This is a genomic window from Candidatus Soleaferrea massiliensis AP7, assembly GCF_000820765.1.
Taxonomy (GTDB): Bacteria; Bacillota; Clostridia; order Oscillospirales; family Ruminococcaceae; genus Soleaferrea; species Soleaferrea massiliensis.
The window spans coordinates 117,390-142,867 of sequence record NZ_CCYH01000038.1; the positions used below are offsets into that span (position 1 = coordinate 117,390).

Below are 25,478 nucleotides of genomic sequence, written 5' to 3' on the forward strand. Positions count from 1 at the left end.
AGCAAAAATATGGATCGTTTTCTTGTCCATCATTATGGAAGAGCCTTTGTATGGGTTTCGAGAAAACTTCGACTCCTGCAATTATTTTTCCATTATTTTCATTTTCGTAGAATAGATTCTTCTATGAATTGAAATCTCTTTTCAAGCAATAGGGTGATTTTATCGAAATACAGACCACATTATTGACCATGAATCGGATACATACGGTCGAGCTGTGCCCGTTTTAACTCAAGTGAAGAATGCACATAGGTGCTCAGTGTAATGTTTACACTCGAATGCCCCAGGATTTCACTCAGTGATTTGATATCCATTCCGGTTTCGATGCATCTTGTTGCAAAGGTATGCCTGAGAGCGTGGAAATTGATACTGCGCAGACGGCATCCCTTCAGGTACCGTTTAAACTGATACTGATAGGACCGCGGATCCATATACTCATAAGATTTTCCCGGGAGAACAAACCTGCCGCTGCGCTTTAAACTGAACGACTGCAAAAGCGGCATAAAAAAAGAAGGAATCGGTATAATACGGTTCGAGGATACGGTTTTCACATCTCCTAAAATAAGCTTTGTTTTGGTTTTCCCATTCTCAGCATACAGATTTGCAACCCGTTCCACAGAATGACGTATATGGATGGAACGATTTTCAAAATCAATATCCTGCCACATCAGACCGCAGACCTCTCCCAACCGCAGACCAGTGTACAGGGACAACAGCACACCCAGCTTTTTTTCATTGCAGTCACAGAGCATATGCTGTTCCAAAATCAACTGTTCCGCCACTGTCATAATTTCAAGCTCCTTCACCCTCTTGGCCGGCCGCTGAATCTCACCGGAAAGAGGCCTGCAAAGATTTTCCTTCGCCGCATATTCCATTGCGGCCTGCATGATAAAAGAGAGCGTTTGAATATAGCTTGCCGACAGACCGCCTTTTCCGTCGAGCCGCCCCCCATCTTTTTTCATATTTAAAAACTGGTTGATTGCTGTCGCATCAAGCCTTTTCACTTGAACATTTCCGATCTCTGGCACAAGATGGTTTTTAATCAGATCAAGATACTTCGCATAGGTCTGATCCTTCAGCCTAATTCGGTTATTTTGAAGCCATAAGAAAAGCACGGCCCTAAATGTTACATTCTGCTCCATTGCTGCTGGCATTCCCCTGCGCAGCTGCTCCTTGGCATTGTTGAGCTTTTCTTTGACTTCAAAATACGTTTTGCCATAAACCGATGCATATTTCGCTTTCCCATCCTCAGCGTAGCCTTTTATATATCGTCCTTCCCATCGGTTGTCCTTTCTTTTCCGAATGTTCTCTCCGCGTCTGGGCATATTTCTACCTCCTAATTCAAAAATTTTACCCATTATTTGACCCGTAATAATTTAAACGGCAGGCTAAGTTTTTTGCGAACGATCCATACATAACATTATTATTAAATCAAATTCATAAATTTCATAAAATCCTGTAAAAAATATTGACGTATTTAATGTTAATATGATACAATATAATAAATTGCAATGGATATGGGCATTCATAGAAGAATCTATTCTGCGAATAAAGCCAGCTCTTCTCAACAAGAATAGCTGGCTTTGTCTATTGTCACGAAAATACTGTATCGTTACTACAATTATCAAAAGATCAATAAGAATTTCCATAATCCATCAATATTACAAATGATATGATTGAAATTTTTACAGATATATCTACATTATAAACCATAATATGGGTATATGCATTTCATAAAACCATATCTATTTTTCATATGATCTCTGAAATTTTATACTCTGCATGATATACAAATGCTCTAAATGAAAACATGGACTTACAGAATGTATATAAGCTCTAAACGATGACTGCACGGTGTTGCAATCCAATATCCAACATTCCAAAATATCCTTTACACCGACAGCGGATACTTCATCGAAACTTGAATGGTCTATCAGACAAAAATCCGCAGGAAATATTCGACTCAGATCCTCTCGTATGGTATAATAAGAAGAAAAATGTGCCACATTACTGACAGAATAAAAACAAAAGGCTTTCGCTTTTTACAGCGGAACATTACAATAGAAAGGATCTGTAATATGGGTATCAGTATACTGTCAACCGGCTGCTTCCTGCCGGAAAAGATCGTCACCAACGACGACCTCGCAACCTTTTTGGACACCAGCGATGAATGGATCACCACACGCACCGGCATCAAAACGAGGCATATCGCGGTTGGCGAAACCACCTCGACCATGGGTGCGAAGGCCGCGGCGCAGGCGCTTGAACGAAGCGGGCTCTCCCCCGATGAAATCGATCTGGTGATCTGCGCGACCGTTTCGCCGGATGTCTGCTGTCCGATGGTCTCGGCCAACATCAAAAAGGCGCTTCAGATAGAATCGGCGGCCACCTTTGACATCAACGTCAACTGCTCCAGCTTTATCTATGCCATCGCAATCGCTTCGAGCATGATGCAGACTTGCGGCTACCGCAACGCGCTGATTGTCGGCTCGGATACCAACAGCCAGATCATCGACTGGTCCGACCGGTCCACCTGTGTGCTGTTCGGCGACGGCGCGGGCGCGGCCATTCTGACAAAGGATGACCGCCGCGGCATATTGTCCTCCCATCTCGACTGCATCATTGATCAGGACAACATGCTGTACTGCGCCAATAAAATCGATCCGACGCCCTTCTCCGATCACGCGGTCCAAGGCGCGGACACCAAGGTCTCGATGCACGGCAGCGGCGTCATGCGCTTCGCCATCCACGCATTTCACGATGCGGTTGAAATCGTCACACAGAAGGCCGGTGTCAAGCTCGAGGATATCCAGCTGATCTTTCCGCATCAGGCCAACATCCGGATCCTGTATTCAGCCGCCAAAAAGATGGGGATCGATATGGATAAATTTTATGTGGATATTGACAAGGTTGCCAACACCTCCTGTGCCTCCATTCCGATTGCGTTGGATCTGGCGGCCACAGAAGGTAAACTGAAGCGCGGCGACCTGATCATGCTGATCGCTTTTGGCGGCGGGCTTTCCTCCGGCGCTATGCTGCTGGAATGGTAATTGGGGACCGGTGATATTTCATCGCGGGAAGACAAGCAGTACCCACATTCTGCTTCTTGGGTTTCTCTCAGGAAGGGTATTTGCATCGCTGCTAAAAGGCCGTTATCATGATCCGCGCATATGGATTGATACAGGAGATCGTCTGTGAGGCCGTCGCCCTGCTCCGCAGGGATTCGCGGCCATAGAAATATGGGGGCATCCACCCGCATTTGCCGCAATTTGACCGGGAACGATTTGACAATCCGGGAAAATTGCTATACAATAGGTTCTGGTTCATTGAAAAACAAAAGCGCCCATAGAAATCACTATGGGTGCCTTTTTGATAGATTCCGTTTACGCTGCGGGATCAGGATACAGGAAAGCGGCGTTCTTTGAATGCGCCGGAACAACAGAAAGGAAGAAATAACATGATAGTGGAACCGAAAGTGCGCGGCTTCATCTGTACGACCGCACATTGGGCAGGATGCAAAGAGAATGTCAGGAGACAGATTGAGACTGTCAAGAACGGACCCAGGATCGACGGCCCTAAAAAGGTGCTGGTCATCGGCGCTTCGACCGGATACGGGCTTGCCTCCCGTATCTCGTCCACCTTCGGATGCGGCGCCGCAACCATCGGGGTGATCTTCGATAAGCCGGCATCGGGCAATCGCACCGCTTCCGCCGGCTGGTACAATACCGCGGCCTTTGAAGAATTCGCGGCGGCCGACGGCTGCTATGCAAAGACGGTCAACGGAGATGCGTTCTCCGACCCGGTCAAACGGCAGACCATCGAGCTGATCAAGCAGGATCTCGGCAAGGTGGATATGGTGGTGTACAGCCTTGCTTCCCCGCGCCGGACCACGGCGGACGGCAGGACCTATACCTCCGTTCTCAAGACGACCGGAGAACCCTACGCCAACAAAACCATCGACCTTAAAAGCAAAAAGGTTTCCGAGATCACCATTGAACCCGCTTCCGAAGAGGAAATCCAGAACACCGTCAAGGTCATGGGCGGCGAGGACTGGTTTGACTGGATGCAGGCGCTGCGCGATGCGGATGTGCTCGAACAGGATGCCGTCACTATCGCCTATTCCTACATCGGCCCTTCCCTGACGCATCCGATTTACCGCGACGGTTCGATCGGCATGGCAAAACGGCATCTGCACGAGACCGCGGGCAAAATCACAAAGGAATTTGCCGACCTCGGCGTCAAAGGCTATATCTCGGTCAACAAGGCGCTGGTCACCCAGTCCAGCGCGGCCATCCCGGTTGTGCCGCTGTATATCTCGATCCTCTACCGCATCATGAAGGATCTGGGAAGCCACGAGGGCTGTATCGAGCAGATTCACCGGCTGTACGCAGAAAAGCTGTTCGGTTCCCATCCGGTTTTGGATGAGGACGGGCTCATCCGCATGGACGATTGGGAGATGCGGCCTGAGGTGCAGGAAAAGGTCACAGAGGTCTGGAACCGCATCGACGACGGCAGCCTAGAAAGCCTCGCAGATCTGGAGGGCTACTGGGAAGACTTCTACCAGATGTTCGGATTCCAGATTCCAGGTATCGATTATCAGCAGGATATCGATATCGACGCCCCAATTCCAAGCCTGCAATAAGCAACGATACGAATCCATGCGCGTTTTCTCACCAACATAATATAAAGGTAAGGGCATCCGCAGTTTGCGGATGCCCTTACCTTTATATTATGGGACTGGTTCATCGGGCATGAAGAAGCTTTACCGCACCGGGCGCTGTCCGTACGGTATGCTTCCCGGTGCTGCCGGCACCCTCGCCGGATGTCTGCAGCCTGAATTTGCAGATGATGACCTGTCCGCATCATTCAGCATAAAAACATCTTTTTCACATAAATTTAAGGCGATCCGGTATTCCCGGTTGACAATCTGTGATATAATGGTCAATGTATAAATTTATAAACTAGGGAAGTGTTTGATTTGTCTTGTTTCAGTGAGGCAAAGCGTATCGTCATCAAGGTCGGCACCTCCGCGCTGACCCATGAATCCGGCCTGTTCAACATCCGCCGCATCGAAAAGCTTGTCAAAGTACTCGCGGACCTGAAAAATTCCGGCCGGGAGGTCATCCTCGTCTCCTCCGGCGCAATCGGCGTCGGCGTCGGCCGGCTCGGCCTCAAGGAGAAGCCGCAGGATATCCCGTCCAAACAGGCCTGCGCCGCGGTTGGACAGTGCGAGCTGATGTACCTGTACGACAAGATGTTCAGCGAATACAACCACACCGTCGCACAGCTGCTGCTCACCAAGGATATCGTCGCGGATGAGAACAAAAAGCGCCGCGTCATCAACACGATGGAAAGCCTGCTGGGCTACAACGCCATCCCGGTCGTCAATGAGAACGACACCGTTTCGATCGCGGAGCTCAAGTTCGGCGATAACGACACGCTGTCCGCACTGGTCGCGGTGCTTTGCAAGGCCGATGTCCTGGTCATCCTGAGCGACATCGACGGGCTGTATGACGGGGACCCGCGCAAGGACCCGGACGCCACGCTGATCGAGACGGTTCCGGTCATCGATGAGAATATCGCGAAGCTGGCCGGCGGCGTCGGAAGCACCCGCGGCACCGGCGGCATGATCACCAAGGTGCAGGCGGCGAAGTACGCAACCAAGCATCACATCGATGTGGCGATCATCAATGGGCTCAAGCCATACAACCTGTATAAGCTGTTTGACGGCGAGAAGCTCGGCACACACTTTCCGGCAAATCCGGTCAAGGTGAAACCAAAAAAATAAGAAAAATACTGCACACACGATAGAACCGACAAAACGGACAGGAGGGATTTTTACATGGGAAATTACATCGACGAACTTGGAAAACGCATTAAAAAAGCATCTAAAACGATTTCGGTGCTGCCTACCACACAAAAGAATGCAGCTCTGCTTGCCATCGCCGACGCGCTGACTGAGAATCAGGCGCGCATTCTGGAGGCCAACGCGCTGGATATTGCCCGCGCGCAGGAGCATTCCCTGAGCAGCGCCATGATTGAACGGCTGACACTCAATGAAAACCGCATCCAGGGCATTTCGGATGCGGTCAAAAAGCTGGTGGATCTCGACGATCCGGTCGGCATCATCGACGAGGGCTTCACCCGCCCGAACGGGCTGCAGCTTATGAAGACCCGCGTTCCGCTCGGCGTGGTCGGCGTGATCTATGAGTCGCGTCCGAATGTCACGGTCGACACGGCGACGCTCTGCTTAAAATCCGGCAACTGCGTGCTGCTGCGCGGCGGCAAGGAGGCCTTTCAGTCCAACAAAATCCTTACTGACATCATGCGCGGCGCGCTGAAAGCACAGCGGCTTCCTGAAGACGCCATCCTGCTTGTCGAGGACACCTCCCGCGAGATTGCCGCCCAGATGATGAAGGCAAACGACTATCTGGACGTGTTGATTCCGCGCGGCGGCGCTGGACTGATAGGCAGCGTTGTGCAGAACGCGACGGTCCCGGTCATCCAGACAGGCGCCGGCAACTGCCATGTCTATATCGACGAGTATGCCGATCTTGATATGGCGGTCAACATCGTGGAAAACGCCAAGACCCACCGCGTATCGGTCTGCAACGCCATTGAAGGCATCCTGGTTCATCAGAAGATCGCCGACGCGGTGCTGCCGATGATCAAGGAAAGGCTGGAGCGCTACCCGGTCGAGCTGATCGGCTGCGAAAGAACCCGCGCGATCCTCGGCGGCGATATCAAGGCCGCGACCGATGCGGATTACGCAACCGAATATCTGGATTATAAACTGTCTGTCAAGGTGGTCGACAGCATCGAAGAGGCCATGGAGCACATCGACCGGTACAGCACGAAGCACAGCGAATGCATTGTGACCGAAAGCTACAGCCGTATGCAGACCTTTACGAAGTCGGTCGACGCGGCCGTTGTGTATGTCAACGCATCCACGCGGTTTACCGATGGCGGAGAGTTCGGCTACGGCGCGGAGATCGGCATCTCCACACAGAAGCTGCACGCGCGCGGCCCAATGGGGCTGCATGAGCTCACCACCATCAAATACATCGCATATGGAAACGGTCAGATCAGAGAATAGGAGTATTTTTTCTATGCAGAATCATATCCACGTGAAACGTAAAAATATGAAGGCATTCCTGTTGGGCGCCGTCTTTCTGGCGCTGGCGCTGGTGGGACTCGTGACCATCATTCTGTCCGCCATCCAGGCCACGCAGAAGCTGCTGGACCAGTCCGACCAGAAGCAGGAATATGCCAGGATCATCGCGCCGGTCGTCATGTTTGACACAGTGGCGTTCGACAACGTCGCGAAGCTTGACAACAAGTCGATTTTACAGTCCTCCATCTGGAAGATTTTGATCGACACACAGCTTGGCAACAGCGAAAACCAGTTCAATTACGACGATACCGGCTTGGTCGTCATTCCGGCATCGGATGTCGAGATTGCGGCCAAAAAACTGTTCGGCCCGAAGGCCAGCATCAAACACGAAAGCTTTACCGACTATGAATCGACCTCCTACTACTACGATGAGGAAACCAAATCCTATCATCTGCCGATGATGGGCAAGGTGCCGCTGTATGTGCCGAAGGTCGAAAGGATCGAGCGCGAAGGCTCGTATGTCAACCTGACGGTCGGTTTTGTGCCGCCGGGCTCGACCTGGGGCATGGACCTCAACAACACCAAGTATGAACCGCAGCCGGCCAAATATATGATGTACCAGCTGATGGATTCGGACGACGGGCTGATCATCTATTCCGTGTCGGAGATCAAGCAGGAGGACCTCGGGAATCTCGCGCCGAGCGGAACTGATGGCCAGGCTGCCAGCAGTCAGACGTCTTCCGCTGCCGAAAGCGTGGAAGCGGCAGGCGGTTCGGAGGACGGCATCAGCGTCGATCTCAACAAAACCACGTAATGTATAAACAAGCACTGTAATAGCAACCCGGCCTCTGACCAATTATGATAACTGGTCAGAGGCCGGGTTATTTTTTTCTATTTTATACTTCTCTCACTTTTAAATTTGACGGCTCAATCGATTTTTACCGTAAACATATCGCCTTGGGCGAGTTCCTGTCCGTCTCTCGAAAATTTAACCTCCACAAATACATTTAATTGGATTCCATGCACTGTTTTTTCTAAGATTTTGTCCATAACAGAACAGGAGATCACGTCGGAATATCGTTCGGACGCGGCTTGCAGAACCTGTTCTTCATACAAATCAAAATTTATATTAGGTATGACCACGCCGTCAAACATCCCCTTGTTCGGAACCGCAAAGGCTGTGATTTCTCCGGTTTCTTTAATAAATACAAAGGCGACATCCGATGTCTTACAACCGTTGATCACTCTGTAATACTGTACGTTGTAATGATTCTGATCTTCGATGAACTGCTCTCCAGAATACTGGTAGTTTTCAATATCCGTGTAAGCTGACAGATACTGCTCGCAGAGCTGTTTTCTTTCTTCCGGAGAAGATGCCCGCAGCACGCTTCTGGATGAGATCGCCTGCTTTTCATTCAACAGAAACCCTGTCATTTCTCCGGCGTCATTGTAAAGATATTGATCGATTCCATTGTCCGTATACACATGCAGCGCCGCTTCAGTGTCGTCATTTCTGGTCGACGACTGATAGGACACTTGCTTGGTTTCACCTTCCAGTGAAACGGTCTTCGTTTCAGGAACCTCCGTCGCGTGAAAGGCATAGATGTTGTCGGACTGTTCCACATATTCCACTGTGTTTTCAGCGGAGATTGTTTGAAAAGACAATAACATCAAAACGCCTAAAACGATACTCCATTTTTTAATGGTTAATTTCTTCATTTTACTTCCCCCTCAATCATTGATTGTCTTCTGCAGGGGAATTGCCGGGCCATCCAGTATATTGCGGAATCCGATCAAATAGTAGCTTTCCACTCCATCCTCATAAACTGTATAGGCATGGTCAGCAGGCTGCTCATCCGCCAACTGGTGCCAGATGATGATCTGATAGCCCAATCCCCTATAATCCGTTGATCCGCCATCATCCAATGATATACTGGAAATCGTAAAAAGCGGTTTTTCTCCCTGCACGGCCCGGTGCAGATCAATCCGATAAAAGACGATTGAAACAATTATTAAAACAATGGCCAATCCTATTAGAATTATAAAACACTTTTTCGCTTTATTCAAATTACTACACCCCCATCATTCGGTCAAATGCTGTGCTGTGTTTCCCCGTACCAGCCGAAAATCCGTACTTCCATGCGATGCCAGATACACCCCTGTCCAATAGTCTGCATCATTACACGCTTGCTTGACAGTCTTGCCATTTTTGCTAGAATAGAAAAACTCATATATCCATCTATTGGCGTGTGTATATACTATAGTATACTCAAACCCAATGACACATTTTGCGCCTTTTTGATATGTAAGGTTGACAATGTTATAAGCACTATTTCCACCACTTCCTCCTCTACACATTGCGTATACAACCATTCTATTTCTATATAAGGAGTAATATGGAAGTGTGCTGAGCATTTCACAATCCAACCAGCTGTCTTTGTTACCGCCGTAAAAAAGCACACCATTAGAATTCCCATGTGCACGGACCGCCCAGATACTGCTGTTCTTCAACTGTGTAAACGCTGTGGCAGCGGTGGGATTTTGATAGGTAATCGTGCTGTATCCCATGTCTCGGGTCGCCGCCGCCGTATTGGGCAGCCAGCTGGTGCGGTCAAGCCCGTCCTCTTGGATGCTTCCATTCAGCGTTGCGGTTCCCTTTTTCGCCGATTCCAGCACCCACATCTCGTTTGTCGTGTCGTTATAGGAATACTGTATGACACTGGCACCACTGTCCGTGGAGCCGCCCTGCACCACCATAGCGCGCGTGTCGTTGCTGCACTTGGATAAAATCCGATATGTCCCGTTTGCGTTTTTTACAAACTTCCACAACGCATAGTCAGGCGTACTCGACGCCCCTACCGCCCAGATATCGATTTTGACTCCCATCGCGTCGTTCGATGTCGAAACGTCGAGCGCCGAGCCCAACGCATTCAGCGGCCGGATGATGTAATATCCGGATCCGACATATTTGATTCTCCATTTCTGACAGGGATCTCCATGGAACCACCATTGCTGTACCTTCGTTCCATTGGCCGTATACGCTTGATATACATCCAGATAATAATTGCTGCGGTAATTGCGGATGTAGTAGTCCCCTTCCGCTATGACCGCATAACCGGACACCGCACGGGTTCCGATTCCCGCATCTGCGCTTTGCAGGGATGGCGAACTGCTCTCCTCCTGCACTTGACCGGATGATTCTGAGACCCGCTCCCCTATACCGCTTTCTTGCTGCGCTTCACTGGTATTTGCGTCCATAGCAAATGACGGGAACATCGAACTGCCCAACACAGAAAGGGTTAACAGGATGGATAGAACAATCTTTTTCATAGAAGCTTCTTCCTTTCTTTGATGTCATATATTCCGCACATATGTTTGTCCAGTCAAATGGTGCATCGGAATCACTTCTTTTAAACAAAGCCGCATTTATGATCTTCTTTAACCAAAATATTATCACAATATTTGCAAAAATCAACATTTATTTTATCATTTATTCAATCTCAGTCGTTTATACAATATCATTACGCTATATTCATGTAAATCAACGATAAAAAAGGGCTTCTGTCCAAAAACAGAAGCCCTTTTTCTATCTCTATTTTTACATTAATATGCTTTGCCCCAATATACCATCTTGGCCGCCGGCTTGCCGCAGCAGACACAGGTATCGGTGATCTGTTCCTGTTCAAACGGCATGCAGCGGGAGGATACGCCCGCCGCTTCCTTGAGCTTCTCCTCGCACTCGAGTTCGCCGCACCACATCGCTTTGATGAAGCCGTTCTTCTCTCCCGCTGTGCTGATCAGCTCGTCGAGATCCTTGACCGCCCAGGTGCGGTTCTCGCGGTTTTCCAGCGCCTTCTGATACAGCGCGTCATGGATTTCCGCCAGCAGCTCCGGAATCTTGACGGACAGCTCATCCAGCGGCACGAAATACTTCTGGCGGTTGTCTCGGCGCACCAGCACACACTGGTTCTTCTCGATGTCCTTCGGCCCGATCTCCAGGCGCAGCGGGACGCCTTTCATCTCATACTGTGCAAACTTCCAGCCCGGTGAATTGTCCGAGGTGTCCATCCTGGCCCGGCAGACATCCTTCAGGCTTTCGAGCAGCTCGGATGCCTTGTCCAGCACGCCTTCCTTGTGCATCGCAACCGGGATGATCATGCACTGGATCGGCGCGATGGCCGGCGGCAGGACCAAACCGTTGTCGTCGCCGTGGGTCATGATGATGGCACCGATGATCCTGGTGGACATGCCCCAGGAGGTCTGGTGCGGGTACTGCAACTTGTTTTCACGGTCGGTAAAAGTGATGTCGAACGCCTTTGCGAAGCCGTCGCCAAAATAGTGGGAGGTGCCGCTCTGCAGCGCCTTGCCGTCATGCATCATCGCTTCGATGGTGTAGGTCGCTTCGGCGCCCGCAAACTTCTCCTTCTCGGTCTTCTGGCCCTTGACGACCGGAATCGCCAGCTGATTTTCACAGAAGGATGCATAGACATTCAGCATCCGGATGGTTTCGGCCTCGGCATCCTCTTTGGTCTCATGCATGGTGTGTCCTTCCTGCCACAGAAATTCACAGGAGCGCAGGAACGGACGGGTGGTTTTCTCCCAGCGGACAACGCTGCACCACTGGTTGTACAGCTTCGGCAGGTCGCGGTAGGAGTTGATGATGTGCGCATAGTGCTCACAGAACAGCGTCTCGGAGGTCGGGCGCACGCACAGCCGCTCTCCCAGCTTCTCGCTTCCGCCGTGGGTCACCCATGCAACCTCCGGCGCGAAGCCTTCGACATGATCCTTCTCCTTCTGCAGAAGGCCTTCCGGAATAAAGAGGGGCATATAGACGTTTTCATGTCCCGTCTCTTTGAACATGCCGTCCAGAATATGTTGAATGTTTTCCCAGATCGCATATCCGTACGGTCGGATGATCATGCATCCGCGCACCGACGAGTAGTCGATCAGGTCCGCTTTTTTCACAATATCGGTATACCATTTCGCAAAATCTTCATCCATGGAAGTGATCGCTTCCACCATCTTTTTCTGTTCAGCCATTGGTCTGATACCGCCTTTCTTTTGATACAGCTTCTATTATAAGGGGAATTGCGCTTTTTTTCAAGCTGTTTTTCTAAATTGTCGGCAGAATCCGTTTTATGTCTTGATATTGAATTTATTAGACAATATATAAATTTTATAAACATAATGTGTTTACAGGTATATACAATTATGTTATATTGGATATATAACAGGAATTTCATAATAGAATGCAAGAAAAGAGGTTAAAAGAATGGACACTATCATAGAAACCGTCAATTTATGTCGAAACTATGGTACCGGCTCTAACCTGGTTCAAGCACTGAAATCCGTCAACATCCAAATACCTGCAGGCTCCTTCACAGCCATTATGGGAAAAAGCGGTTCCGGAAAATCCACCCTGTTGCATTTGATCGGCGGTTTGGACCGACCAAGCTCCGGAAAGGTGATTGTCGACGGCGAAGACCTTTATGTACTGAATCAAGATAAGCTTGCCGATTACCGGCGGCGGAAAATCGGTCTTGTCTTTCAGTCATACAACCTGATTGAAGAGTTAAATGCTTATGACAACATCGTCTTTCCGATTCTGCTGGATAAAAAAAAGCCGGACCGCGGATATGTCGAAATGCTTGCCGAAGAATTAGGAATAAAAGACCGATTATCCCATCTTCCGCATCAGCTGTCCGGCGGTCAGCAACAGCGTGTCGCCATTGCGCGCGCTCTGGCGCACAAGCCTACGGTTATTCTCGCGGACGAGCCGACCGGAAACTTGGATCAGGAAAGCGGTCAGGAGGTGCTGAAGCTCTTTTTGGCATGTCATGAGAAATTCGGACAGACCATTGTCATGGTCACACATGACCCGGACATCGGCGCGCTGGCCGATCAGATCCTGAACATTGAGGACGGAAGGATTGTGGGGGATGCCGTGTGATTTATCTGAAATTTATCTGGAACAGCCTGCGCCGCAGAAAAAAACGGACAGCATTTCTATTGCTGAGCATGGTGTTATCGCTGTCATTTCTCATTGCCTTGGTAACCTTTGTTTCGTCTTACATCGCAACGATGAAGCAAGAAAGTCTTTACCTGTATGGTGATTTTGATGTAGCATATCATGTGACTCCCGACCAGCCTGCATCTCTATCTGACCAAAGCGGATTTGAATACACTGGGCATTTATACAACATTGGACGCACTTTTGGACAGCGCTCTGAAACTTCTGTCTTCTCTGAAATTGGCTGTTTGGACGTGCAAGGGGAAGCTTTATCTTATTTAAAACTGAAACAAGGGCATTTTCCACAAAGTAGAAATGAAGTTGCCATGACGGAGAATGCTTTACTCCTATGGAAATTGGATAATCAAATTCAGCATGAAATCTCTATAGGAGACACGATCTCTATTCCATGTGTAGATTTCAATCATATTACGGAGAAATCTCCTTCCTATCGGCAGGAATTTGTTTTGAGCGGTATCCTGACAGATTTGGACACACGTCAAAATATCAGAACAATTCCTTTTCCCAGTATTTATTTCTCCACAGAACAATTAAGTAATTTCCCAAATTATATAGAAACTCTCTTGCTTAAAGCGGATGATCCATCAAACATCTCAAAATACAGTTCCAATCTATCTTCTTTAGAGCTAATAAAGAATGATCTAAAATACACTCTTACCGGTAATAAACTGGCCGAAGGATATCACTCCATGTTCTCCAACTTGTGGTTGGTTGCTGTATTGATTCTGTTGATTACTTCTGTCAGTGTTTGTGCCTCCTATATGATCAGTGCAAAGGAAAGAGAAAAGAATGCCGGTTTATTACGTGCTTTAGGCGCCACTCGTAAGCAAATTCTCAAGTTGAATTTGCTTGAAATCAGCATTTTATTAGCAGTCTCAACCTTGGTTTCAATACTGCTTGGCTTAGGCACTTCTTACTTTTTTGTGATTGGCATAATGACACAGGTTCAGCAAATCTCGTTTCTGTTTACAGTAGACATTCTATTATTATTCCTTGTTGTGGCATGGACATTGATAATTGTTTTAATATGTGTGTATATCTTTTCTAAAAGGATGACGTTTCACCCGCCTATCAGACTGATTTTAGGAGATAACGTTTCGATTCGCAGGCATCCGCCGGGCAGACATCTATCTCACTCTGCTCTTTGGCGTTTATATGTACGTTTTTTGTCTCATCGTCCACTCCCTATATCCGTCGCAGCAATGATTTTAGCCATCAGCTGTGTTGTGTTAACGCAGACCTCTCTGCTTGCATCCAGTTTTACGGAGCAGTACAAGCCTTGGGAAATTGCAGACTACATGCTCTCCACAGAAAACATTAAAGCATCTGGAGGGTATGATTATCTCAACATGCCTTTTGGTGACCCACTTTCCTTTACGACAGAAGATCTAGAAACTTTGGAGCATCACCCTGCCGTCGACCTCTATACGGCCTGTCACTCTTTAATGACAACAGAAATTTTGATTTCAGAAGAACAGTTAAATGGAAAGAATGCAGCTTTTATGCCACCCAACGATCTCCGGTCAAAACTACAGCAGGATATTGCCGATTGGGGAGATGCACAGCGCTTGGATCAATTTGATCAACATATGGTTTCCTGCGGTATATCTTCGGATGACTATCTGTTTTCCATCAATTGGGTCGGCTTTGATAATGACACATTGCATTGGTTTGAACAGTTCTTGGTAGAAGGTGAGATTGATTTAGATGCGCTAAATGCAGGCAAACAGGCACTTATTGTAGATATTGCCTACACCGATGACGTTGTTCCTGAAACATGCGTCTCACCATTTGAAGTGGGACAAATTGTTCAAATAATGGATTTCTACCCCCTTACGGAAGAGGACGGACTTGACGAGCATATATTGGGTCCTGTAAAACGCGTGGATTATCCCATACAGATTGGTGGCAGATTGAAATTTGATGACCCTTCTGTGTTTGCACGGCGGGATCTTTTAAAAATGAAAACATCTTCTAATATTATTACTGGACTAGGTGCGTTTTCACACTGCGATCTGCCGTTTAAAAATCTTCAGATATCTTTCTTTTTAAAAGAGAATGCCGATTGGCAGAGTTTTGAGTCATCATTGAAAAATACTGCTCAAACGGATCTTTTCATGATTTCATCCCGACGGGATGAAAAGGAACGGGTCGAAGCACTGAGATTGACTACGAAAATTTGTGGCACAGCACTCACTTTGATGGTTGCTCTGTTAGGCTTTTTTTCCTTTGCCAGTGTTATGCAGGCCCGTATCGCCAGGCGACAGCGTTCATTTGCTATTCTTCGTTCTATTGGCATGACATCTAGACAGCTTAGAGTTCTCATTCTAACTGAATCCATATTTTATGGAATTTTATCCGCTGTAAGCGGCTTGATATTTTCTATATTTTTCTTTATTGTCTTTCACAGTCAAACAGGCTCATTTCCATGGCTATTACTGGTTCTCTACCTGATTTCTCTGGTGGCAGGAAGTTTTTTATTCACTATCTTTCCTGCCGCAAAAGCATCTAAATCGTCCACGATAAAGGACATTCAAGATTTAGTATGACAAAACTACAGGAGGTTGCAAAAATGAAAAAGTTGATTGCACTTTTATGCTTAGGCGCACTTACGTATCATTAAGTTGCATATCTGTTGCCGCTTATACGCAACAAGGCCCCTACGTCATATCAACTGCGGGATATACACTCTCTCCATCGAACCTTTCGACAAACGCTACATTGCCCAGCATGTCGGTGGACGCATTAAAAGTAACACAGATCCATACACCCAAACCCTCAGGAAGCACGGGAAAATACTCTGTTCGAGCTGGTAGTAAAACTCGTACTTTCTCAGCTACTGGCAGCGGCATAAGAACCGAAGCTTTGCTGGAACAATCCTATTACAATGCAAAACCATTGGTCACATGGACTAAAACAGATGGTAATGCAGGTAGTATCGTGTTGTCTTACATTTCTTATTACAAAATGTATAAATAATACGGTTCATTGAGCTTATCTGACTGTAAAGATACACCCGCTGCATTTGCCTGCAGCGGGTTCTATTTATTAAAGGAAAGGATGTACTGTCATGAAAAAAGCATTGTCTGTTCTTTGTTTATGCGCAACTTTGTTCACTCTGTTTCAATTGAGCGTTCATTCCATTGCCAAACAGTCGTTCATAGAAAAAGGGCCTTATGTTATTACTGTCTCCAGCTGGAATCTGACAAAAACACTTGATCACATATCCGTTCCAACTGTCCTTGATCAAACAATAAGCAACGCTCTTGCTGATACAACAGCTATACTTCCTGAAATATCTGCTGATGGCATAGAAATTAGTCAAGTACATTACTCTGACGTGATTGGATCCAGTTATGAGGTTACGGCCGGCAGTAAATATAAACTTTTCCTCATAGACAAAAACTACACTCGCACACAAGCATACTTATGGCAATCCTACTATAACGCACAACCTCAGATTCGTTGGAGTAAAATAAATGATAAAGATTGTACAATAACACTTTCTTATATCAGCTATTATAAACTTTTTTACTCCTAGTAAACTCTACTCTAACAAAAAACAAACCCGCCTCGGATTCCAATAATCCGGGGCGGGTTCAGCTGATTGTGGTGCAATCCAAAAATTAGTAGATATCTATGTATTACAGGGACATGCCCAGTCGGATCGCTTTCATATTCGGCTCCAGAAGGTGCTGCTTACTTGCAGGCACACATTTCCGCAGCGCTTTTTCGATCATCTCTTCGGTGGTGAAGGCGGTCTCCCCAAGCATCTTGCCGAGCATGATGATGTTGGCAAGGCCTGCAAGACCGTTTGCATTCGCCTGCTTGGTCGCATCGATATAGAAGACGCTGATGTCGTCGCGGTCGGTCCTCTTGTCGATCAGGGAACTGTCCACAATGGCCGTTCCGCCCGGCACCACGGTGTCGATGAATTTGTCAAACGACTGTACATTCATGACGACGAGGATATCCGGCGCGAGCACCAGCGGCGAGCCGATCGGCTCATCCGAGATGCAGACGCTGCAGTTCGCCGTTCCACCGCGCATCTCCGGGCCGTAGGAAGGCAGCCAGGAAACCTGCTTCTCCTCCATCAGTCCGGCGTATGCGGCCACCTTCGCGGCAAACAGGATGCCCTGTCCGCCGAAACCTGCCAGTAACATATTCTTTGTAGCCATCAAACATTCCCTCCTTATTCTTTCTCTTTGTAGACGCCCAACGGATAGTAGGGAATCATGTTGTCTCTGAGCCAATCCAGCGCCTTGACCGGGGTCAGCCCCCAGTTGGTCGGGCAGGTGGAGAGAATTTCGACGATCGAGAAGCCCTTCTTGTTGATCTGGTTCTCAAACGCCTTCTTGATGGCCTTTTTCGCTTCGCGGATATGCTTGACGTTGTCGACCGTGACGCGCTGCGCCAATGCGACGCCGTCGAGTGTCGCGAGCATCTCGCAGACCCGGACCGGATAACCGGCAAGGTTGGTGTCGCGTCCGTACGGCGTGGTCTGGGTGACCTGGCCCGGCAGCGTGGTCGGCGCCATCTGTCCGCCGGTCATGCCGTAGATCGCGTTGTTGACGAAGATGACCGTGATGTTTTCGCCTCTGGTCGCGGCATGAACCGTCTCAGCCGTGCCGATGGCCGCTAAATCGCCGTCGCCCTGATAGGTGAAGACCACGCTGTCCGGCAGGCTCCTTTTCAGGCCGGTAGCAACGGCCGGCGCGCGTCCGTGCGGTGCCTGCACAAAGTCGCAGGAGAAATAATCGTAGGACATGACCGAGCATCCGACCGACGCAACGCCGACCGCTTTGCCTTCCACACCGAGCTCATCCATGACCTCCGCCACCAGACGGTGGATGATGCCGTGCGTACAGCCCGGGCAGTAATGAAATGTGACATCGATTAAGGATTTCGGCCTGTCAAATACTACTTCGCTCATTATTTGACACCTCCTGCAATCTTCTTGATCTGTTCGAGCACCTCAGCCGGCGTCGGGATGACGCCGCCGGTGCGTCCGAAGAAGTGGACATCCTTCTTGCCGTTGACGGCAAGGCGAACGTCGTCGACCATCTGGCCCATGCTCATTTCGACGCACAGGAACGCCTTTGCGGTATCGGCCGCGGCGGCGATGGCCTTATCCGGGAACGGCCACAGGGTGATCGGACGGATCACGCCGGCTTTGATGCCCTGTTCCCGCGCGGATTTGACCGCGCTCTTGACAATTCTGGAGGTCGCGCCGTAGGCCACGACGATGATATCCGCGTCCTCGGTGCCCAGGCACTCGACGCGCGGTTCATTCTCCTTGACGATCTCATATCTCTTAAAACGGTCCACCACGCGCTTTTCCAGCTCGTTCGGCGTCAGGTAAAGCGTGTTGGTGACGTTGCGTTCTCTCTTGAATCCATGGCCGTTGGTCGCCCACGGCTTCTCCGCCGGGACATATTCCTTATCCTCGAAGACAACCGGCTCCATCATCTGTCCGAGCATGCCGTCGGCCAGAATCATGGCCGGCATGCGGTATTTCTCCGCCATATCGTAGGCATCCGCGACGGTGTCGACCATCTCCTGCACCGTGGACGGCGCAAAGACCAGAATCTGAAAATCGCCGTGGCCGGTCGCCTTGGTGGCCTGCCAGTAGTCCGCCTGGGACGGCTGGATGCCGCCGAGTCCCGGTCCGCCGCGCTGTACGTTGATGATCAGGCACGGCAGGTCGGAGCCTGCGATATACGAGATGCCTTCGCCTTTGAGCGAGATGCCCGGGGAGGAGGACGAGGTCATTGCCCTGACGCCCGCCGATGCGGAGCCTAAAATCATGTTGATCGCGGCAACCTCCGACTCGGCCTGCATATATGTACCGCCGATTTTTGGCATTCTCTTTGCCATATAGGCGGCGACCTCGGTCTGCGGGGTGATGGGATATCCGAAGAAGTGACGGCAGCCGGAACGGATAGCGGCTTCAGCCAATGCTTCGTTGCCTTTCATTAAAACTCTTTCTGACATGTTCACACTACCTTTCCACACGTATTGCGACATCCGGACACATGGTTGCACAGAACGCGCAGCCGATGCAGCTGTCGATATCGATGACTTCACACGGATTATAGCCCTTTGCGTTGATCTTTTCTTTGGACAAAGCAAGAATCTTCTTGGGACATGCCGTTGTGCACAGCCCGCAGCCCTTACATTTGTTCTGGTCGATGACAACCTTAGCCTTAGCCATTCAAACACCTCCAATGATGAATTTACTTTATATAAAAATTACTAGAAAACCCTATCATGAATCCTGAGAATCCTGCTTCTTCTCCCAGACCGGCTTGACAAAAATATCCACGCCGTAGGTCCTTTCGAGCGGGCACTGCGCGAGCAGGTCCTTCCGGATGACATGTGCCGCGATCGGAAGCCCGGTTTCTTGGGACACCTCTTCGGCATACGCCGCACAGGACAGGATATCCTCCACACTCGTTTCATACGAGAGGTTCGAATTGTTGAGGATGCCGGTCGCCTTGACCTTGCCCATCAACTCGATTTCGCTGAGGATCTCGGCTGCCTCCTCGGCGTCCCTGGTCAGGTACCGGTACCGGTTGATTACATAGAACATGTTGTAATCCCGCGCCATGATGTCCTCGCTGTACCGGCCAAGCGCCGCCGCGCCTGCGTCGTCGCCGCCGACGTCCACGATGACATACTTCTCCCGCTGCACGATCGCCTGTCCGATCGCGGCCGTCAGCGCCGGGATGTCCAGGTTGGTGTTCGCGTAGACCGGCGCGGAGACCTCAATCCCCTTCGCCTCAAGCTCTTCTGTAAAATCGGCCGAACGGAAATACGGGTTGACAATGTCCAGATCCACCAGGATGACCTCTTTGCCCATCTTTTTCAGGTCCAAAGCCAGATTGACGGCGATGTTGGTCTTGCCGCTGCCGTAGTGTCCCGTGATGATGGTCAGTTTGTTGAGCAGATTGATCATATTGCTATCCTCTTGATTCTCAAAATTCATCAGGTCATAAATATACGATAACAGAACGTCGAAAAGCAGATCCCGGAAAGGAGACGAACCTTTCCAGGATCCGCATCTGGTTTTCGACATCCATTTTACCACATTTAGTATACCACAAACCAAATTTCAATACAATGTTCGACGCAAGCTTTATCGGAATGCGACAAATTTCATCCGCCTGCGGATGGATTTTTATTCATTGTTTAAAGTTTTTAACAATTGCTGTAAGTCGTCGTGGGTGAAATATCCTTTGGTATAGGACGGGAACGACTTGAGCGGCAGCCCCTCGATGATGGCCGCGGCGAATTCCCGGCCGCGCTCGTCCAGCTCCTCCATTTTGAGTCCGCTGTGCTTGGTCAGCATCCTGACAAGGGCCGTCGACAGCTCCTCGAACCGCTTGTCGGCGATCAGGTCGCGCAGCGGCGTGGAGCCGGTGTAGACAGGATATACTTCCCGGGTGGAATGCACCCGCACCTCGCCGGTCAGCCGGATATCCTGCGAAGAGGAACCGACCAAAACGGTGAACGCGCCGCTCTCGACATACCAGTCGTCGAGCTGCTCGTTGAAATAGGCAAAATCCTGTTTTTTCAGCGTAAACGACACGGTCTTTTCCTCGCCCTTTTCCAGCGAAACCTTCGTAAACGCGCGCAGCTCCTTGCTGGGGCGCATGACCGAGGACTCGTTGTCGTGCACATAGAGCTGTACGACCTCCTTGCCCTCGACCGGTCCGGTATTCTTAATGTTACAGCTGACCTCCAGAACGCCGTTGTCGTCCATCTCCTCTTTGGAAAGCTGAAGGTCGCTGTACTGGAATTTCGTGTAGCTCAGGCCGTGTCCGAAACAGAACCGCACCGGGATGTGCTTGGTGTCGTAGTAGCGGTATCCGACAAAGACATCCTCGTTATAGCGAACCGTCTCCCCTTCGCCCGGGAAGTTCAGATAGGACGGGTTGTGCTCCAATGCAATCGGATAGCTCTCTGCCAGCTTGCCGGACGGGTTCACAGCGCCGTACAGCACATCCGCCGCCGCGCCGCCCGCCGCCTGTCCGGACAGGTACATCGTCAGGATGCCGCCGGCCTTCTTCGCGAACGGCATGGCGACCGGCGAACCGTTGGCCAGCACCACAACGACCTTTTCATGCGCTCCCGTCAGCTTGTCAATGAGTTCGATCTGATTCTTCGGCAGATTGATATGGGTGCGGTCGTAGCCCTCGGATTCATACCGCTCCGGAAGCCCCGCAAAGATCACGACGACGTCGCTTTCCTTGGCGATGGACAGCGCTTCGGAGACAAGCGCTTCGTCCGATTCATCCCGCTCGATATCATAGCCGCGCGCATAGGAAACACGGCTGCCGCCGTATACACGCAGCTCGTCGAGCGCGACATCCACGCAGGTCGGATTGACCTTGCTGGAGCCGCCGCCCTGGAACCGCATCTCCTTGGCCATCTGACCGATGACCGCGACCTTCTGCGAAACGCGCAGCGGCAGAATATTCCGCTCATTTTTGAGCAGAACGATGCATTCTCCCGCCGCCTTTCTGGCAAGGCGATGGTCCGCTTTCCTGTCGTACGGCGGCACCGGATCGTTGGCATGGTCGGCCTTGAGGATAACCCGCAGCAGCCGTTCGACCGCCCGGTCGAGTATGGCTTCGTCGAGTGTGCCGTTTTGGACAGCTTCGACCACCAGCCGGTCGTTGAGCCCCCCGCTGCCCGGCATTTCGAGCTCACAGCCGGCCTGAACGCCCCTGACGCGGTCGTTGACGGCGCCCCAGTCGGTCACCACAAAGCCCTCAAACTCAAATTTACCGCGCAGGATGTCGGTCAGCAGGCTGCTGTTTTCGGAGCAGTACTCGCCCAGCAGCTTGTTATAGGCGCACATCACCGTCCAGGGCTGCGCCGATTTCACGGCGATTTCGAAGGCGTGCAGGTAGATCTCCATCAATGCGCGGCGGCTTACCTGCACATCCACCGAGATGCGCTTAAACTCCTGATTATTCGCGGCAAAGTGCTTGAGGCTCGTGCCGACGCCGTTTTCCTGTACGCCGAGGATATAGGCTGCCGCCAGCTTTCCCGCCAGCAGCGGGTCTTCGGAAAAATACTCAAAATTGCGGCCGCAGAGCGGGGAACGCTTGATGTTCACACCGGGGCCGAGCAGGATGCCGATCCCCTCGCTGCGCGCCTCCTGTCCAAGCGCATGTCCAATCCTGCGCAGGAGATTTTCGTCCCAGGAACAGGCCAGCGCGCACGCGGCCGGGAAACAGGTTGCCGGGACGCTCACATTCAGCCCGATGTTGTCGGTGTCTCCCTGCTGTTTGCGCAGTCCGTGCGGCCCGTCCGAAAGCATCACCGACGGGATGCCCAGCCGTTCTATCGGCTTGGTCCGCCAAAAATCGAGACCGGAAAGCAGAGATGCCTTATCTTCCAGGGTCAGTTCCCTGACCAGATTTTGAACGTTCATACCTTCACTCCCTTGATGCAGTATATGTGTTACGTGCCTTTATTATAGCATTCACGCTGGAGGTTTAAAAGATCCATCAAAAAATTTGCCAGATTATTTTTCTTTCCGTCATCTGCTCTACCAATGCAGAAAAATCAGAGTACAGCCGGCAAACGGCCGTCGAACGGCCAGTCTGTGAAACCGCTCTCACATATCTTTATAAATTCGAAGTCCAGAAGCAGTGTATCAAAAGCCGCGCTGTACAGAAAGTTTTATCTGCCGGTGTTTCATTCTGCGTGGCCCTGCTTGTACAAACAGGAATCCCGCCTATTTTCGACATCCTTTTATGCACTATAAGTTCAAATAACATTCTGTGCAACAAAGAAATCCCTGTGAATATGTGAACAGGAAGAGATAGAAAAATAAGCCATCTGATTCGAAAAAAAAATCAGACGGCTCAAAATATTCTTCTCATTACAGCGCCTGGATGACGTCCTCGTCATACTGGCTCTTCAGCCTGAGGCGCAGCTTGTCGGCAATCATCGCGATGAATTCGGAGTTGGTCGGCTTGCCTCTGCCGTTGTGAATCGTATATCCGAAGTACGAGGTCAGCACATCGACATCCCCGCGATCCCAAGCAACCTCAATGGCGTGCCTGATCGCGCGTTCCACCCTCGACGAGGTGGTTTCGAACATCTTGGCAACGGTTGGATAAAGCTGTTTTGTGATCGAGTTGATGATGTCGGTGTTCTTGATGGCCAGGATAATCGATTCCCTCAGATAGTGGTAGCCCTTGATGTGCGCCGGAACGCCGATCTGATGCAGGATTTCGGTGACCATCAGTTCCAGGTCCGGCTTGTACGAATTTGTGACGACACCGCCCGGAATGTTCTTGATCGGTTTCTTGCTGCCCTGATGTCCGACAATCTGCAGAATGCGCTCGGCGAGCATGTCCACATCGAACGGCTTCAGGAAATAGTAGACCGCTCCGCTGGACAGGACCTCCATCTCAAGCAGCGCGTTGTCGAAGCCGGACATGACCATGAAGAGCGGCTGATACTTTCCGGGCGTGCTCTTCGTCTTCGCGATGACGCCGATCGCGTCGAGCTGAGGCATGAACGCATCGAGCAGCGCGACGTCCGGTTTAAAGCTCTCGATCAGCTCCAGCACCTTGAAGCCGTCCTTCGGCGCCACCAAAGTCTCAAATCCGTAAGTTTTTAACATATTCGCACACAAACCGCTGAAATCCATGTTATCATCTGCAATTAATACCTTTATTTTTCTGTCCACATTCGTTTCCTCCTCATGAATATTATAATGTTTGTTCGTCTGACATTATAATACCATAAATTTCCAAATAACGCAATACCTTTTTGGAAAAAAATGTCTTTCTTTTTTTGATCACCTTTTTCCGGACATGGATCTATGCTACACTATCATTATAATCACGTTTCGACAAAAAAGCAAGCGAAGATACATTGTTTTTATTCGGTTGTACAGGTCGTTAACGTATTCATCATATTTTCACTGAAAATACCGTAGCCTCTGGTCGGATCATTGACAAAAACATGGGTGACCGCTCCGACGATTTTGCCGTTCTGCACGATCGGGCTGCCGCTCATTCCCTGGACAATACCTCCTGTTTTTTCCAGAAGCTTCCCATCCGTCACATGGATGACCATATTCTTGGTGGGCGCGTCGTCGTTGAAGTTGATGTGTTCGATCTCAATTGTAAAGGTCGATACGGTGTTGTCGTCAAGGGTGGTCAGAATCTGAGCCTTCCCTTCCTGCACCTCCTGGCGCATGGCGACGTCGTACAGCGTATCCTGATCGGGCACACTGCTGAGCTTGCCATAGATGCCGGTTTCGGTGTTCGAGTTGAGATAGCCGATGGGGTAGGAATTTTTGAATACGCCCTGCAGCTCGCCCGGGCTGCCGGAAACGCCCTTGTTGACGCCCGTGATGCTCACATCGACGATCTCTCCGCTGGAAAGCGGCAGGATTTCTCCGGTGTCAACATCGCAGATCGGATGCCCGAGCCCCGCGAAGCCGGAGGTCGTCGGGTCGATAAAGGTCATCGTGCCGATGCCGGCCGAGCTGTCCCGCACCCAGATGCCCGCTTTGTACTGCCCGTCGGAGCTGGATATGACCGATTTGAATTCCACGGTGTACTGCGTATCCTTGCGCTTGATCACCAATGTATTGGTCTTGTCGCCGTTTTCAGAGATCAGCTTCGCGACATCGTTGTTGCCTGAAACGGTTTGTCCGTTTACCTTTAATATGATGTCGCCGACACGGACGCCCGCTTCACTCGCCGGATTCTTGGTTCCATCCGCGGTCGGGATGTCGCTGAGCCCGACCACCATGACGCCCTTCGTGAACATCTTGATGCCGAACGGCTGCCCGCAGGCGATCACCGTCTTGCGGTCGACATACTGCACCTGGGCGGATTTGACCTTCACACCCAGTGGGAGCGTCAGGTCGACCGTATAGCTGTAGGTCTTCTCAGCCGCCGTCTCCAAAAGCTGATTGCTGCCGATTGTCGGAACCGCCCGCACCTGCAGCTTGCTGTTCAGCGTCAGCTGCTGTCCCTTTACCACATAAAAATGATCAGGCAGTGTCCGCTGCATGTAGGCAACCAGTCCGAGAACTGAGATGCAGATCACCGCGGCAATGCCTGAAAAAAGCCTGACTGTTTTTTTCATCATCCTGTTTTCCACCTTTTTTTCATCCTGAAAAGCGGCCGCAGGGCCGCCTGCCGTACGCCGTCCCGGCGTATACAGAAAAACCGGCTTCTCGTTTCCCCTGCATATGATAAAACACGTTTTGTACCGCACAGCTCTTCATACGCTGCTTCTGTACACCGATTTTATAATGTTCTGCGCAGGGAACCGAAAAACCAATGATTATCT

At 50.2% G+C, this 25,478-nt stretch carries 21 protein-coding genes; 8 read left to right on the forward strand and 13 right to left on the reverse strand.

Translation table 11 applies throughout. The annotated features are described in order from the left end of the window. Positions 1-179: 179 nt before the first annotated feature. Positions 180-1,322 carry a tyrosine-type recombinase/integrase gene (locus BN348_RS09885; RefSeq protein ID WP_040197771.1) on the reverse strand — a complete coding sequence of 381 codons (1,143 nt, stop codon included), beginning with the start codon at positions 1,320-1,322 and terminating at the stop codon, positions 180-182. 753 nt (positions 1,323-2,075) lie between these two features. Here BN348_RS09885 and BN348_RS09890 point away from each other — a divergent pair. The 5 genes from BN348_RS09890 to BN348_RS09910 all read left to right on the forward strand — a co-directional run bounded on the left by BN348_RS09890 (position 2,076) and on the right by BN348_RS09910 (position 7,925). Continuing rightward, entirely contained in the window at positions 2,076-3,047 is a 972-nt protein-coding gene (locus BN348_RS09890; protein ID WP_040197773.1) for a 3-oxoacyl-ACP synthase III family protein, read from the forward strand. 407 nt (positions 3,048-3,454) lie between these two features. Next, a complete protein-coding gene (fabV, locus tag BN348_RS09895) occupies positions 3,455-4,639 on the forward strand; it encodes an enoyl-ACP reductase FabV (protein WP_040197776.1) in 1,185 nt (394 codons plus the stop codon). A gap of 336 nt (positions 4,640-4,975) precedes the next feature. Further along, a complete protein-coding gene (gene proB / locus BN348_RS09900) occupies positions 4,976-5,785 on the forward strand; it encodes a glutamate 5-kinase (RefSeq protein WP_040197777.1) in 810 nt (269 codons plus the stop codon). Positions 5,786-5,839: 54 nt separating this feature from the next. After that, complete coding sequence (locus BN348_RS09905) at positions 5,840-7,093, forward strand: glutamate-5-semialdehyde dehydrogenase (protein WP_040197779.1); 1,254 nt, start codon at positions 5,840-5,842, stop codon at positions 7,091-7,093. A gap of 13 nt (positions 7,094-7,106) precedes the next feature. Beyond that, positions 7,107-7,925, forward strand: a complete 819-nt coding sequence (locus BN348_RS09910) for a hypothetical protein (protein WP_040197781.1) — start codon at positions 7,107-7,109, stop codon at positions 7,923-7,925. 113 nt (positions 7,926-8,038) lie between these two features. On the opposite strand, the gene BN348_RS09915 is transcribed toward BN348_RS09910, so the two are convergent. The 4 genes from BN348_RS09915 to proS form a co-directional block, all read right to left on the reverse strand. Then, positions 8,039-8,830, reverse strand: coding sequence for a hypothetical protein (locus tag BN348_RS09915; protein ID WP_156136491.1), 792 nt, complete (start codon positions 8,828-8,830; stop codon positions 8,039-8,041). 12 nt (positions 8,831-8,842) lie between these two features. Next, complete coding sequence (locus tag BN348_RS13290) at positions 8,843-9,178, reverse strand: hypothetical protein (protein ID WP_052446873.1); 336 nt, start codon at positions 9,176-9,178, stop codon at positions 8,843-8,845. A gap of 15 nt (positions 9,179-9,193) precedes the next feature. Further along, on the reverse strand, positions 9,194-10,441 hold the full coding sequence (locus BN348_RS09925; RefSeq protein WP_040197785.1) for an RICIN domain-containing protein: 1,248 nt from the start codon (positions 10,439-10,441) through the stop codon (positions 9,194-9,196). A 273-nt stretch (positions 10,442-10,714) separates the two neighbouring features. Then, a complete protein-coding gene (gene proS / locus BN348_RS09930) occupies positions 10,715-12,151 on the reverse strand; it encodes a proline--tRNA ligase (RefSeq protein WP_040197787.1) in 1,437 nt (478 codons plus the stop codon). 232 nt (positions 12,152-12,383) lie between these two features. On the opposite strand from proS, the gene BN348_RS09935 reads away from it, so the two are divergent. The 3 genes from BN348_RS09935 to BN348_RS09945 all read left to right on the forward strand — a co-directional run bounded on the left by BN348_RS09935 (position 12,384) and on the right by BN348_RS09945 (position 16,683). Then, positions 12,384-13,061 (forward strand): ABC transporter ATP-binding protein, encoded by a 678-nt coding sequence (locus BN348_RS09935; protein WP_040197789.1) that lies wholly within the window; start codon positions 12,384-12,386, stop codon positions 13,059-13,061. Next, positions 13,058-15,691 (forward strand): ABC transporter permease, encoded by a 2,634-nt coding sequence (locus BN348_RS09940; RefSeq protein ID WP_040197791.1) that lies wholly within the window; start codon positions 13,058-13,060, stop codon positions 15,689-15,691. The genes BN348_RS09935 and BN348_RS09940 overlap by 4 nt, the downstream gene beginning before the upstream one ends. Positions 15,692-16,212: 521 nt before the next feature. Next, positions 16,213-16,683, forward strand: a complete 471-nt coding sequence (locus tag BN348_RS09945; protein ID WP_040197793.1) for a hypothetical protein — start codon at positions 16,213-16,215, stop codon at positions 16,681-16,683. Between the two features lie 103 nt (positions 16,684-16,786). Here BN348_RS09945 and BN348_RS09950 read toward each other — a convergent pair whose 3' ends face one another. From BN348_RS09950 to spoIVB, 8 genes are all read right to left on the reverse strand, one after another. After that, a complete protein-coding gene (locus tag BN348_RS09950) occupies positions 16,787-17,320 on the reverse strand; it encodes a 2-oxoacid:acceptor oxidoreductase family protein (RefSeq protein ID WP_040197795.1) in 534 nt (177 codons plus the stop codon). A 14-nt stretch (positions 17,321-17,334) separates the two neighbouring features. Then, positions 17,335-18,075, reverse strand: coding sequence for a thiamine pyrophosphate-dependent enzyme (locus BN348_RS09955; RefSeq protein WP_040197797.1), 741 nt, complete (start codon positions 18,073-18,075; stop codon positions 17,335-17,337). Continuing rightward, the gene (locus BN348_RS09960; RefSeq protein ID WP_040197798.1) at positions 18,075-19,136 is read right to left on the reverse strand and encodes a 3-methyl-2-oxobutanoate dehydrogenase subunit VorB; all 1,062 of its coding nucleotides are present in this window, start codon (positions 19,134-19,136) and stop codon (positions 18,075-18,077) included. The genes BN348_RS09955 and BN348_RS09960 overlap by 1 nt, the downstream gene beginning before the upstream one ends. A 7-nt stretch (positions 19,137-19,143) precedes the next feature. Next, a complete protein-coding gene (locus BN348_RS09965) occupies positions 19,144-19,356 on the reverse strand; it encodes a 4Fe-4S dicluster domain-containing protein (RefSeq protein WP_040197799.1) in 213 nt (70 codons plus the stop codon). Positions 19,357-19,410: 54 nt separating this feature from the next. Next, positions 19,411-20,100: a nucleotide-binding protein gene (locus BN348_RS09970; protein WP_040197874.1), complete on the reverse strand. Its 690-nt coding sequence runs from the start codon at positions 20,098-20,100 to the stop codon at positions 19,411-19,413. Between the two features lie 222 nt (positions 20,101-20,322). Then, positions 20,323-22,587, reverse strand: a complete 2,265-nt coding sequence (locus tag BN348_RS09975; RefSeq protein ID WP_040197800.1) for a beta-glucosidase family protein — start codon at positions 22,585-22,587, stop codon at positions 20,323-20,325. A gap of 453 nt (positions 22,588-23,040) precedes the next feature. After that, the gene (gene spo0A, locus BN348_RS09980; protein WP_040197801.1) at positions 23,041-23,856 is read right to left on the reverse strand and encodes a sporulation transcription factor Spo0A; all 816 of its coding nucleotides are present in this window, start codon (positions 23,854-23,856) and stop codon (positions 23,041-23,043) included. A gap of 194 nt (positions 23,857-24,050) precedes the next feature. Continuing rightward, a complete protein-coding gene (gene spoIVB / locus BN348_RS09985) occupies positions 24,051-25,274 on the reverse strand; it encodes a SpoIVB peptidase (RefSeq protein ID WP_156136492.1) in 1,224 nt (407 codons plus the stop codon). Positions 25,275-25,478: the final 204 nt, after the last annotated feature.